Source organism: Mastigocoleus testarum BC008, assembly GCF_001456025.1.
In the GTDB taxonomy this organism is placed as follows: domain Bacteria; phylum Cyanobacteriota; class Cyanobacteriia; order Cyanobacteriales; family Nostocaceae; genus Mastigocoleus; species Mastigocoleus testarum.
The window spans coordinates 45,083-58,559 of sequence record NZ_LMTZ01000105.1; the positions used below are offsets into that span (position 1 = coordinate 45,083).

The following is a 13,477-nucleotide window of genomic DNA, read 5'->3' on the forward strand; positions in this document are numbered from 1 at the left end:
ATAGACTGGGTTTCTAAACTCCCGAGAGGTTTTTATGAAAAAGTTAAACACTTTTAATATTTAATTTGTTGTAGGTACATAATTACGAGACATGGTAAGGTGAAATGTATTTCCACTCTAAACTCTGCATGGCGGTATTTTTATTCGTATTAGATTATTAGATAGCGTTACAAAGTTATTCAATTGCCTACTTGGACTTAATCTATACACTCAAATCAAAAGATTCCAAGAAAACTGTCGTAAACTTAAATTTTACATTTGAACCCATGAAATCGCGCAAATCAAGACGCAGTCGTGGTGTTGTCCTTACTCCTTTAGGGTGGCGAAGGTTTCAGGATGCAAAGCTTAAATTGGAAATAGATGAAAATAATGGACAAAAGTATACTTTTGAAGATTTAAGCGGTCACACTGGATTTACCCCCGTTACGTTGCGAAGAGTACTCAGTTGCGAAGAGGGAGTTGACAAACGAACACTGATTTATTTATTCAAAGCATTTAATTTAGAACTAAACCAAAACGATTATTCAAAGCCAGAATCTAATTTTGAGAAGATTGAACGGAAAATCTCCCCTAAGCGCCAAGATTGGGGAGAAGCAATTTGTGTTTCAGCTTTTTATGGACGGACAGAAGAAATTATTCAGTTGGAGCAATGGATTATTAGTGAACGTTGCCGAATGGTGGCAATATTGGGAATGGGGGGGATCGGAAAAACTTCTCTATCGGTAAGGCTAGCAAAAAATATTGAGTATAAGTTTGAGTTTCTCCAGTGGATCTCGCTACGAGATGCTCCCCCGGTTGAAACTGTAATCGCTCAAATGATCCAATTCCTTTCAAATGAGGAAGAAACAGAAATTGATTTACCAGAAAGTGTAGGCGAGAGAGTATCGCGACTCATTGGTTATTTACAGACATCACGGTGTTTGCTAGTACTTGATAATGCAGAATCGATTTTGTGCGATAGTAGTAGAGCAGGACAATATCGAGAGGGATATGAGGGCTATGGTGAACTCCTCAAAAGAGTGGGAGAAATCCCCCACCACAGCTGTTTAGTTTTGACTAGTCGTGAGAAACCTAAAGATTTAGTCCCACTTGAGGGAAAACAATTACTTGTTCGCTCATTACAATTGAGTGGTTTAAAGGCAGCAGAAGGGGAGAAAATCTTAAAAGTTAAGGGACTTAATGGCTCTGAGGAAAATTTGAGGAAGCTGGTCAAACGCTATTCAGGTAATGCTTTGGCTATAAAAATAGTTTCTACGACCATTCAAGATTTATTTGATGGTAGTGTTGATGAATTTTTAAAGCACAATGCAGTTGTTTTTGGTGATATTCGCGAGCTTTTAGAGCAGCAGTTTGAGCGCTTATCCGAGCTAGAACAGGAAGTAATGTACTGGCTAGCGATTAATCGCGAACCAATTTCACTATTAGAATTGCGAGATGATATTGTATTGCCAATTCCAGAAGGCAAATTACTGGAAGCTTTGGAATCTCTGGGACGGCGATGTTTAATTGAAAAAACTGCTGCATTCTTCACATTACAACCTGTAGTGATGGAGTATGTGACTGAGGGATTGGTCGCTGAGGTTTGTTTAGAGATTTGGCGAGGAAAAATTGAAAACATTGTACTTTTTAATTCCTATGCTCTGATGAAGGCGCAGGGGAAAGATTATGTTAAAGATACTCAAGGTCGTTTGATTATCGAACCTCTGATAAATCAACTTCTCGTTGTTTTTAGAAAGAAAATAAATTTAGAACAACAACTCAATAAGATTTTAGTAACGCTGCAAGAGACATCGCCCTTGGAACCAGGTTATGCAGCTGGAAATATTATCAATTTGTTTAGAAATAAAAAATTGGAAACGGATCTCACAGGCTATGATTTTTCTAATTTGTGTGTTTGGCAAGCAGATTTACAGAATGTGAATTTACATGATGTAAGCTTTCAAAATTCCGATCTTGCTAAGTCTGTTTTTTCTGAAACGTTTGGTGGTGTTGTATCAGTAGCCTTTAGCCCTGATGGTAAACTTTTGGCGATGGGTGATACTAATGGTGAGATTCGCTTATACCAAGTTTCAGATTGGAAACAACTTCTCATCTACAAGGATCACACCAACTGGGTTGTGTCGCTTGCCTTCAGCCCTAATGGCAAGACTATTGCTAGTGGTAGCATGGACTACACCGTGAGTTTGTGGGATATCAGTACTGGTCAATCCCTTCAAACATTTCAAGGTCATGATAACGAGGTTTGGTCAGTTGCTTTTAGTCCGGATGGTGATACACTAGTAAGTGGTAGTGACGACCAGACAATTAAGTTATGGAATATTCAAAGTGGTGAATGCCTCAGAACTTTCCACGGACACACAAATTGGGTATGTTCTGTTGCCTTCAGTGCTAATGGGCAAACACTGCTGAGTGGTAGTAATGACCAGACAGTAAAGTTATGGGATGTTAGCAGTGGTGAATGCCTCAAAACTTTCCATGGGCACCGTGATGGAATACGGTCAATTGCCGTCAGTTCTGATTGTCAGATGCTGGCGAGTAGCAGTGAAGACCAGACAGTGAAATTATGGGATGTCAGCAGTGGTGAATGCCTCAAAACTTTCCACGGACATTCCAATGAAATATATTCAGTTGCTTTTAGTCCACGAAACGATCTCCTAGCTAGTGGCAGCCACGACCAGACAGTGAGAATATGGAAAGTTAGTACTGGTGAATGCCTCAAAACTTTTCAGGGGCACTCCAGTTGGGTATATTCAGTCGCCTTTAGCCCACAGAGCAATCTCTTAGTAAGTGGCAGTTACGATCAGACGGCGAGGTTGTGGAGTTCTCACACTGGTGAATGCCTCAAAACTTTTCAGGGATATACTAATCAGATATTCTCAGTTACCTTTAGTCCAAATGGGCAAATACTTGCAAGTGCTAGTCATGACTCTTCAGTGAGGTTGTGGGATGTCAGTACGGGTCAAGCTTTAAGAACTTTCCAGGGGCATAGTGCAGCGGTTCAGTCAGTTGCCTTTAGTCCAGATGGGCAAATGCTGGCAAGTGCTAGTCATGATTCTTCGGTGAGGTTGTGGGATGTCAGGACGGGTCAAGTCTTGAGAATTTTACAGGGACATCATGCTTTGGTCTGGTCGGTTGCTTTTAGTCCTGATGGTCAAACACTGGTAAGTGGAAGTGAGGATCAAACGGTGAGATTGTGGGACGTCAGTACGGGTCAAGCCTTGAAAAATTTCCAGGAACATCATGCTGCAATTTGGTCAGTTACTTTTAGTCCTCAAGGAACGATGCTAGCTAGTGGTGCTTTGGATCAGACAATCAAATTGTGGGACGTTAGCACTGGTGAGTGCAAAAGAACGTTGGAAGGTCATAAGAACTGGGTTTGGTCAATTGATTTTAGTGCTGATGGTGAATTGCTTGCAAGTGCTAGTCCGGATGGAACGTTAAGGTTATGGAGTATCTACACTGGTGAATGCCTAAGAATTTTGCAGGTAAATACGGGTTGGTTGCAATCAGTTGTCTTTAGTCCAGATAGCCAGACATTAGCAAGTTGCAGTCAAGATCATACTGTCAACCTGTGGGATGTCAGCACTGGTCAATGTCTCAGTAATTTGCAAGGACATACAGGTAGGGTTTGGTCAGTCGCCTTTAGTCCAGATAATCAAACTCTGGCTAGCGTTGGTGAAGATGAGAAAATTAAACTTTGGAATGTTACAACAGGTAAGTGCTTAAAAACTCTGAAAGCTGAGAAACCTTACGAGCGTATGAAAATCATGCAAGTTACAGGTTTAACGGCACCAGCAATTGCTACCCTGAAAGTGCTGGGAGCGATTGATTGAAAAAGCGTATTGCAGCAGCAGTTCTAGAAAACTAGTAGGGTTGTAGGGACTTCATCAACCCAGAAAAGCTTACCTAATGGTCTAACTGTTACGGTAGTCAGCTTCAATGAGCATTATTTCCTTGCACTTGTTTCGCACAAAAAGCTTAAAAAGCTTGTCTATTATGGGTTTCAATTTTATTCAGCAAGCCCTAAATAGGGCTTGCTGAAAAAGTAGAGCTTCGCGAATCTATAAGCCACACAACTTGCTTTTATAGTGCTTTCATCCCTTAGTTTCGAATTTACCTGGCGATATTGCGGACTAAAGTGTAAGGTTTTTGAGAATATAAATGCTATTACCTTTTACTTGTTTAGCACAAACAAGCTTTAAAGCTTACCTGTTATAGTTTCCAATTTTATTTTCATGTCTCTACAATTCTACAAAGGTCTAGTTGTTAACTCAAGTCTGAATCATTAGACGGATGGATAACCATAATGTATCAATTAGTCATTTCTAAATCGCTTGGAAATCCTTGCTCAAATTCAGTAGTCAAAATGTTTTCCAAATCAACTTCGATGTCATATAAGACTTCAAAAGTACTATCAATGAGCTTGCTGATAGAATCCAGGCTCAATGATTGTTGTTCGATAGCAGCAGCTTTTGTAGTTTCCATTTTCTTCTCCTTATAGTTGTTCTGATTGGTACTGTTAATGATGCTTAAAACAATTTGTCTTGGCTATTGGACTTATTAATAATTAGGTCTCACCGGTGGTTTTTATATGCTTTAGTGGTTTCAACACATGATGCAGTTCCTCATCTGATATATAGCCCTCTTTGGGTGGGTTGAAGCACAGCAGTGCTGTCTTGTAACAGGCATTGGCTATATCGTTACGCTCGGAAGGAGAAAGCCCCGCAACCATTTCAACCGTTTCCTCTACGTGCTCTACATCAGCGCCAACACTACTGTGTACACGCAGACAACGAGTGGCATTGGTATCCTGTGGCAGCATAGTCTCAACTGACTGTATATACTTTTTTGTTCCAATCCCTGTTGCTAGGCGTTCCATTGTATAGGAATAGCCAACGCAACCAATTGGATCTGGAGACTTTACTGTTTGGGTAAAGTAATTCACTAAAGCCACTGCACCGGGGTGAACTACTGCTTCTACCAGGGCAGAAGCTTTATATCCCATTGACTGAATATCCTGTAAAGTAAGTAGATCGTGACCCTGTTCTTCTTTAGCTTTCTGTTCAGCCCACTGCGCCAAACTCGTGCGACCAGTTTTTGCAAAGTGTTGAGCAGCTTTTTTAATCAGTGGCGGGTAGGAATGAGTAAGATGGTAAGAACCTGCTAGTCGCCATACCCAGCGAGTAGAGGTTAAAGCAGGTGGTCTGCGGTTTGTCATCACATCTCTCCAAGCAAGTGCGATCGCGCCATCCAACAACTTCCGGGTTTTCGCTAATTTATCTGCGTCAACCGACTTTCTTGAACCGGGATCGACGATCCCTGAAGAATTAGATTTATGCGCCCAAGTTCTTTTGGTAGTCTTCCCTGCTACTTGCTCAGCCACAAAACCTGTAGATTCCGTATCGTTCGCAGATTTCTGGCTACTAACAGCCCAAGTACCTTTAGTAGTCTTCATTGCTACTTGGTCAGCAATAAAACTCGTCGATTCTTTATCAACTGCAGATTTCTGTTTTTTTGCTAATTGATCTTTCCAAGCCCGTTTGGCTGTTTTCTTTACTACCCTTTTGGACGCAAAACAACCCGATTCAATATTAATTGCTGACTGTTGATTGTTAAAATCAGGTATCATGTCTAGCTCCTGATGAAAATTGATAATTCCTAACAGATCTATTTGTCAAAGATGACTTGGATGGCAAGAAAATTAAATTTCTAGAAGATGTTTAAGATAGTGAAACTGTATTCTCTATCGTGACTTGGAACTCGTTACTTCTACGAGCTTAATGGTATTGTTGTGGAGTTTTTTAGATTTGTACTAGTGGTTGACCACATTAATTTCGATAGGTATAAAATTTATTGGAGGAGCATCTCACTCACTACTAGTAATTAGTGAGCAAAATTATCTCACTTATTAAATCCTTCATAAATAATACGGTGAAGTAGTAGCATAAAGATCTGGCTGTCAACTAGTTAATCTGAACAATTTTGTTTGATTCTCTAGATATAAGCCCAGAAGCTTTTAGCTTTTGAATCACCGTATGACCGCAAGCTTTATATTTCTAAGTTTGTAACCCCAATAAATTTTTACCAAGAAAATATAGTCAAGATAAAGAAAAGATAAAAACTTTTAGGTTATCAGCTGTTCATAAAATTTAGTCCTCTCCTAAGCTGATGCGCATTAAAATTGAATAATTCAGTGGCTGTAATACTTTCACAGCCTTAGTTCCTATTTAAAATTAAATGCCGAGCAGCTTATCACTTCAAGGAGATAAAAATCTCAGATAATTTTTAAACCTCAGATAGAGGCTGGGTTTGGAATTTCATTTTCTAACATCATGGCTAAAGTTATCAATTTTGCCTAAAAGTCTTGTGTGGCAAGAATTTCATTTGTACTCTGACCAGAGTTATGGAAGAGCGTTAAAGTCCATAATTTATTAACTTTTTTAAATTAAAGTTTCTGCGGTAAGCTCAGCCCGGTAACCAGAAAATTTTGCTCAGGCTCTTTTTGAGAATGCTGCAAGTTATTGCATGCAAAGGATTTCTAATGGGTGAGGTACAGATGATATTTTGTACGCTGAGCGTCTTTGCCTGCCCAAGTGACCTCATTAAATTGCAAATTGTTGTAAGTTTAGCTATTACCCGAGACATTAGTAGTGACAAATTATGTTTTTGTAGATTTGTCAATATAACTATGGAGTTGAAATAACGACAATGAGAAAAACTTTGTTTTTAAATTAGCGAACGCCTAACTTTTGCCAAAATAATTCACTTGCATACTCAAATCTCGGCATAAAGCTTAGCTTGAAACTTTAATCTAGTTTTATTTTCAGCATAATTCATGGTTGACTAAAGCTGCTGTAGTTTTTTTAATTTGAGCTTCATAGACACACGGACTAATTAGAAATCCACTGGCTTTTAGCCGTGGGTTGTTGATTCGAAAAATTAACCATTCCTATTATCCAGATTCGATGTGAGCTGAAAAGCTCTCTGGTCATGGTTTAGGGTAATTTTTTTTCGCAAGCGACTTAACTTTTTCCTTAACTTTTTCCTTAACTTTTCTATCTTAACTTTTCTATCTTGATCTGCTCAAATATTCTTGAAGTAATAAATTAGAGGTGATTAAGTCAATAGTGTTGAGTAAATACACAACACTAGATCTTTCAAACCTACTACTAGACACACAAACCCTAAACTTTCAAGATTTATCTGACACAGGTACCGGTACGAATTGCGCAAATTTAACGGGATAATAAAAGTTTAACTTTGTCTTGCTACCTAGCACTCTTTGGTTACTACAACAACACAATGGCTTTAACCCAGGCACCACTGGGAATCTAGATTTTAATTTTTCACACAAAGCCTGAATGTGCAGCTAGAGCCTGCGGCGTCGGCAAAGCCTCTGCCGGAACGGCTTTAACATTGATTATTGCCTGAAGCCTTTGCTTGTAAAAGTTACGAAATTGTCGTTTACTGCTCTATTTATTAAAACATTCTCTTAAAGTAAGTAAGTAAGGGTCAATTATTTTACTACTTGCTCCATACCCTACCTTGTTAGTGCGTCACTGCGCTTAGCATTTTGCAATTGCTTAATTGCTGTTATTACTTGCTCAACTCTAATCGAAGATTCCGTTATCTACCAACATAGTAGAAAGTTTTTGCATGGCTAGACCAACTAACTACTACCAGGAACTGATTGCAGATTATTCAAAAGCAAACCTAGTTTCTAATGAACTAGCAATCCAATTGCTAAATAGTGCTGAGAGATACATTTCTCTCCGTGAAGAAGTTTTACCTGAAATCAGTTCAGAATTTACCTTAGCGCAAATAGAGCAGGAAAATAAAGATTGGTGGCCAACCCACTGTGAAGCCCTACGACAAGGACGAGCAGATATACTAGCCCTTGAATACGCTAATGAATTTACTTGTTTTTGTGCTGATGGACCTTTTTATAGCAAAACATCAGCGATAAATAGAGAAGTAAACTGGTGGGCAATTCTTGCTCAACCAGGTGTAACAATGGCCTGGCCAATTATTATCTTCAATGGTGAGGTCATATATACTGAATGGAATTGTTATGATGATGTGACTAATGAAACAATCGCTGAAGGGAATGAAACTTTTCTTCGGCGAGGTCACAAAGGTTGCTGCTATTTAAAATGCCAGCAACTTAGTTTTTCTCGTGATGTTTATGCTCCTAATGAGTTGTTACATTGGCTAAGGCGTTAAGAGTTGATTTGATAATTAATTCTTAACCAGTAGAAAGTTATAGTGTGTCCTTTAACTAAATAACGAGGATTATGTGATGAATACCTTGCACAATCACACCGAATCCCACAATCTTAATATAGATCCATTCCTTAATACTACTGAATGGGCAATAGATTCCCAAGAGTGTTTACCTCATCCCCAACCACTGCTGTTGAAAGTTTTCCGTTTCATTGAAGAACATTATCAAGAAGCGATTAGTCTTCGGGATGTGGCTGTTGCAGTTAGTCGATCTCCAGCTTACTTAACCGATCTTGTCCGAAAAAAGACCGGAAAGACTGTTTTAAGTTGGATTGTTGAGCGCCGCATGACAGAAGCACGTCGCCTGCTCCTTGAAACTAGTCGGACAATTGAATGGATTTCTGAAGCCGTAGGCTATTTTGATAAACGTCATTTCAGTCGCCAGTTTCTCCGACACCATGGGACCAACCCGCGAGCATGGCGAAGAACACATCAAAGTTGGAGCATCCCACTTTCGCAGATACATGAGCTACAAGAAATGATACCAAACCATGTCATTACGTACAGAGCCATGAATATGACTAATAGAGAAGCTCAAAGGCTAGAAGCCTGCGTGCAAGAAATTTTTACAATCCTTTACAAAGATTATTACGCTGATATAGAGTCAGAAAACTTAAGATTGGTTGATGAACAATATCTACAATTAATAAAAAGCGAAATCCCGGTTAATGCATGATTGGGTAGTTTAAGAAATTGTCAAATTGTTAATGCTGAAAATCCTCAAAGAAGAGCTTGTTTATATTGTTACAACTTTTGATTTTTAAAGTATTTCAAAAAATGCTTAAAGCAAATTGTTGGGATGCGGCTTTTTTAGAGATATAAATTGTATCTTGCCATAAAATCTAAAACTTATGTAAGGCAAGAAACACAACCCTTAACCGTCTAAAAATATCTTCACTCAAATTTCCCGGTATCTGAATCACATCTCTTTGTTAAAAAATCGTGTCATGGCTTAAAAGGAGATTTTACCTTTGCTTAAGGGCGAAAATAAGCTTGGGAACAACGCCCGTTAAAAATTATTTCAGTTGTAAACAGGGTTACAAGCATTAACAAAATTGTTATTCTGTATTAGCAAAAGAGCCGCACCCAAAGTTTTGTTACATAAATAGAAAAAACACTTGACAGTTGTTTGATTTTGCTAACTTAACTCTGCATTTCAGAACAATATGTATGAAGATATTTTTAGAGATTTAAATTGTATCTTGCTATAAACCCTAAAACTTATACAGGATAAAAAACGCAGTCCTTAATCGTCTAAAAATATCTTCACCCAAATTTCCCGGTATCTGAATCATATCTATCTCTTTGTTAAATCGTGTCATGGCTTAAAAAGAAGTTTTTACCTTTGCTTAAGGGCGAAAATCTAATAGGAGAAACGCCCGTTAAAAATTATTTTAGATGTAAACAGGTTATAGGATTTTTTTACCTTTGTGGTAAATGGAATATCGATATTTTCGTCAGCAAAACTAAGGGATTTATAAACATTCAATAGAAGGAAAATATAAATGTTAAATACAACTGTAATTATGAATCACTTGGAATTAGATATGGATTTATCTATGATTCCTATTTTACAGAGATTGCCCAATTTATTTTTAATAGAAGGGACTGAGGGTGGAGGAGAAGAAAAAGCTGCAATAGCTGCCATGATAGCAACGGCTGGGATAATTTTTATCTTTAGTCTTATCCTTGGAGAAATTTGTACTCGTCTTAAATTACCCTCCGTATTAGGTGATTTGGTTTCTGGAATATTACTTGGAGGTTCAATATTAGGAATTTTAATCTTTTCTACAGAAGGTACAGAAGCTAATAGTGTATTACTGAGATTTTTGCAATTTATTACGGGTGTTTCTTCGGAAACAATGGAACAAGCTTATAATTTTCAGATGAAGGAATTTCTCGATGAAAGTGCAAACATCGGACTTTTGACACTATTATTTACCACAGGATTAGAATCGAATCTCAAAGAATTGATTCGCGTAGGTACTCAAGCTGTAACTGTGGCGTTTGCTGGTGTAATTTTTCCTTTTACTTTGGGAACTTTAGCACTAATCAAATTTTTTGCTATTGGAACTATTCCTGCTTTATTTGCTGGTGCAGCTCTCACTGCTACAAGTATTGGTATTACAGCTAAAGTATTACAGGATATTGGTAGTCTTAAATCTGACGAAGGTCAAATAATTCTGGGAGCAGCAATTTTAGATGATATTTTGGGGATAATAATTCTAGCAGTTGTACTTAGCTTAGTACAAACAGGAGAAATTGAAGTTATCAATGTTATCTATTTACTTATCAGCGCAGCCTCATTTATTCTAGGTACAATTTTTCTCAATCATATTTTCGGTTCTATTTTTGTCGCTACAATTAAGAAAATTAATAATCCTGCGGCATTAATGCTTTTGGCAGTTATATTTTTAAATTCTTGTGCTTTACTAGCAACTAGCATCGGTTTGGAAGCAATTTTAGGAGCATTTGCGGCAGGTTTAGTATTAGGAGAAACTGAGTTTCAGAAAAAAATACAGGAATTGTTTGAGCCATTTATATTTGTTTACACAACCATATTTTTTGTGACAGTTGGGGCAAGAGTTGATTTAAGTGTTCTCAACCCTACAGTAGCAGCCAATCATAAAGGTTTGATTATTGCTGCTTGCTTAATCATTATTGCAATTATTGGCAAAGTTATTGCAGGCTTTTTAGTATTTGCAGATAGACCTATAAATAGATTAGCAATTGGTGCTGGAATGATTCCCAGAGGTGAAGTTGGATTAGTGTTTGCAGGCTTGGGTGTTACCACTGGGGCTTTGTCAAACTCCTTAGGTGCAGCAATAGTTGTTATGGTGATTGTCACTACTTTAATTGCGCCAATAATCCTTAATTATGTGTTTCCTAGGTATTCTTCAAAATTAGATGATTCTAAAGATTGTACAAAAATAACTGAAAGAGATTGTCTACCTATTTCCAAGTTTAACTGAAATTACAAGTGGTAGATTATAAGCAGTTTATAAGTTAAGTCAATAAAGTGAATACTGCTTAGCTTTTCAATCTCTAATATCTCAGAAAATCACTTAACAATACAAAGATTAATATCAGTCTAATTGTGGAGTATTTTCTCTGATATTTTTATCTATCATTTATGTGCAAATTATTAAAATAATGTGAGCAAAAAATAAGAAATTTTTTATGAATTTCCAACTCATTTATTGTCCTAAAATTTACTTAAACAGAGATAATAATGAGAGATTTATCGTTACCTTTGAAATATAAAAAAATTCTGTTTTTTCTAATATGCATATCAAAATAGATTAATTTATGTTTAATAATATCAATAGAATTAAATATCTAAAATTATGGTTGATAGATAGCAGGTATCCTATTAAAATAGGAATATGATAATAAGCTAAGAATAAAAATTTTAAATAAACTTAGCTTGCAGAATTCAATATATTGCCCGTTTATTTAAGCGAATATGTACACTTAATTATTGATAAATATTTAATAGATATATAGCTTTTTTATTATTCTTAGTAAGTAGTTAAGCTTTTTTAGTAGGTAAATTTAGTATATTTAATAAGCACTATAAATTCAAAGGTAAAGTCTTAATTTATAGTTATAAAATCTATAAATAATTGCTATGGTGTCAATGTTTGTAATTTCCCATCATTATTTTTTGATTACCCATGACTTATTCTTCTGAAACTTCAAATTCTACTATTAATGGTAATGGGTTACGACCAGAAAAGCCCCAAAATAAAAGAAGATGGTCGTGGTTATTAATTGTTCTTGGAATTCTAACTGTTGGAGGACTAAGCTGGTATTTTTTACTTCGTAATGGTTCTGAACCATCACAACAGCAAGCTAGACTATTTCCAGTAAGTTTGCAGAAAGCAGAAACAGATTTATTTGAGAACAGTTCTGATTTTGTTGGAACTTTAGAGGCTCAACAAAGGGTAACTCTACGTCCAGAAATGACTGGGCGGATTGTAGAGATTTCTGCAAGATCGGGGCAGTTTGTGAAGGCTGGTACTCCTATAATGCAATTGCGCCTAGATCGTAGTCGGGCTCAATTAAATGCAGCTACAGCTAATGTAAATGTTCAAAGAGCCGCCCGCACGAATGCACAAGCATCCTTAAGGACAGCACAAGCCCGTCTTAGAGAAGCTGAAGAAAGAAAAGAATCAGTAGCAGCACAGTTAGAGCGTCAAACAGCAGAAGTAGCACTGCAAGAGGCAGAATTTAAGCGCACCCAAACCTTAGTAGAAGAAGGCGCACAATCAAAGCAAGAATTAGATATACAAACACGAAATTTAAAAACAGCGATCGCCGCTCGTAACTCAGCCCAGAAAGATCTTAATGCAGTTCAAGCCGGTGTCAAAGCCTCCTCTGAAGAAGTCGAAGCAGCAAGAGCAAGCTTAGACAGAGAAAATGCTGCTCTTAAACAAGCTCAATCTCAAGCAAATGTTGAAAGTGAGAATTTGGAAGATACTAGAATTGTTGCACCGGTATCTGGGGTAGTGGGAGATATCACCCTCAAAGTAGGAGATTATGTGAATGTGGGACAAGAATTGACTACCCTAACTCTGAATAACACCTTGGAAGTAAGATTTTCTGTGCCATCCGAACAGGGGAGTCAACTCAGACCGGGACTTCCAGTGGAACTGAGAGTAAAAAACGAAGAAGGTAAACCCGTAGCTACAGGAAAAATTAGCTTTATTGCACCGGAAGTAGATAATGATGCTCAAGCAATTACAGCCAAAGCAACTTTTCGCAACCCGAATGGGAGATTGAGATCGGAGCAATTTGTGCGAGCAAGGGTAATATGGGATCGCAATTCGGCAGTTTTAATTCCTACATTTGCAGTATCTCGTGTAGGAAACCAGGCGTTTGTTTTTGTTGCTCAAACAGACAAAGATTCTAATTCAGGAGAAGTTCAACAGGTAGCAAAGCAAAAGCCTGTGAAGCTAGGAGCAATCCAAGATAATAGTTACCAAGTTCTAGAAGGGTTAAAAGGAGGTGAAACAATTATTACTTCTGGTATTCTCAACCTCTCTGATGGAGCGTTAATAGTACCAGAATCAAAAAGTTCTCAGAGTAAAGGTGATAATTAACAGCAAACAGTTAATGTGCTACAGCCCATTCTACGTGTTTTGGCTATTAAAATCCCTAATCCCTGCTCCCTGATCCCTAGTCGCCAATT

At 37.6% G+C, this 13,477-nt stretch carries 7 protein-coding genes; 5 read left to right on the forward strand and 2 right to left on the reverse strand.

The annotated features are described in order from the left end of the window. Positions 1 to 266 precede the first annotated feature (266 nt). Complete coding sequence (locus tag BC008_RS24905; protein ID WP_058183982.1) at positions 267 to 3,833, forward strand: WD40 domain-containing protein; 3,567 nt, start codon at positions 267 to 269, stop codon at positions 3,831 to 3,833. Positions 3,834 to 4,311: 478 nt separating this feature from the next. On the opposite strand, the gene BC008_RS50740 is transcribed toward BC008_RS24905, so the two are convergent. Together BC008_RS50740 and BC008_RS24910 are read right to left on the reverse strand one after the other, a co-directional pair. Then, on the reverse strand, positions 4,312 to 4,485 hold the full coding sequence (locus BC008_RS50740; protein ID WP_201026176.1) for a hypothetical protein: 174 nt from the start codon (positions 4,483 to 4,485) through the stop codon (positions 4,312 to 4,314). Positions 4,486 to 4,567: 82 nt separating this feature from the next. Further along, a complete protein-coding gene (locus tag BC008_RS24910) occupies positions 4,568 to 5,629 on the reverse strand; it encodes an iron-containing redox enzyme family protein (protein ID WP_235595933.1) in 1,062 nt (353 codons plus the stop codon). A 2,027-nt stretch (positions 5,630 to 7,656) separates the two neighbouring features. On the opposite strand from BC008_RS24910, the gene BC008_RS24915 reads away from it, so the two are divergent. The 4 genes from BC008_RS24915 to BC008_RS24930 all read left to right on the forward strand — a co-directional run bounded on the left by BC008_RS24915 (position 7,657) and on the right by BC008_RS24930 (position 13,388). Next, entirely contained in the window at positions 7,657 to 8,223 is a 567-nt protein-coding gene (locus BC008_RS24915) for a hypothetical protein (RefSeq protein WP_027845234.1), read from the forward strand. Positions 8,224 to 8,299: 76 nt separating this feature from the next. Beyond that, positions 8,300 to 8,959: a helix-turn-helix domain-containing protein gene (locus tag BC008_RS24920; RefSeq protein WP_027845235.1), complete on the forward strand. Its 660-nt coding sequence runs from the start codon at positions 8,300 to 8,302 to the stop codon at positions 8,957 to 8,959. Positions 8,960 to 9,788: 829 nt separating this feature from the next. Next, entirely contained in the window at positions 9,789 to 11,255 is a 1,467-nt protein-coding gene (locus BC008_RS24925) for a cation:proton antiporter (protein ID WP_027845236.1), read from the forward strand. A gap of 705 nt (positions 11,256 to 11,960) precedes the next feature. After that, positions 11,961 to 13,388 carry an efflux RND transporter periplasmic adaptor subunit gene (locus BC008_RS24930; protein ID WP_058183983.1) on the forward strand — a complete coding sequence of 476 codons (1,428 nt, stop codon included), beginning with the start codon at positions 11,961 to 11,963 and terminating at the stop codon, positions 13,386 to 13,388. The last annotated feature ends 89 nt before the right edge of the window (positions 13,389 to 13,477 follow it).

Bases quoted from the DNA above. Each gene is read 5' to 3' on its own strand.
- BC008_RS24915 (WP_027845234.1), top strand. From the start codon at position 7,657: ATGGCTAGACCAACTAACTACTACCAGGAACTGATTGCAGATTATTCA.
- BC008_RS24910 (WP_235595933.1), bottom strand. From the start codon at position 5,629: ATGATACCTGATTTTAACAATCAACAGTCAGCAATTAATATTGAATCG.
- BC008_RS24930 (WP_058183983.1), top strand. From the start codon at position 11,961: ATGACTTATTCTTCTGAAACTTCAAATTCTACTATTAATGGTAATGGG.
- BC008_RS24920 (WP_027845235.1), top strand. From the start codon at position 8,300: ATGAATACCTTGCACAATCACACCGAATCCCACAATCTTAATATAGAT.
- BC008_RS24905 (WP_058183982.1), top strand. From the start codon at position 267: ATGAAATCGCGCAAATCAAGACGCAGTCGTGGTGTTGTCCTTACTCCT.
- BC008_RS24925 (WP_027845236.1), top strand. From the start codon at position 9,789: ATGTTAAATACAACTGTAATTATGAATCACTTGGAATTAGATATGGAT.
- BC008_RS50740 (WP_201026176.1), bottom strand. From the start codon at position 4,485: ATGGAAACTACAAAAGCTGCTGCTATCGAACAACAATCATTGAGCCTG.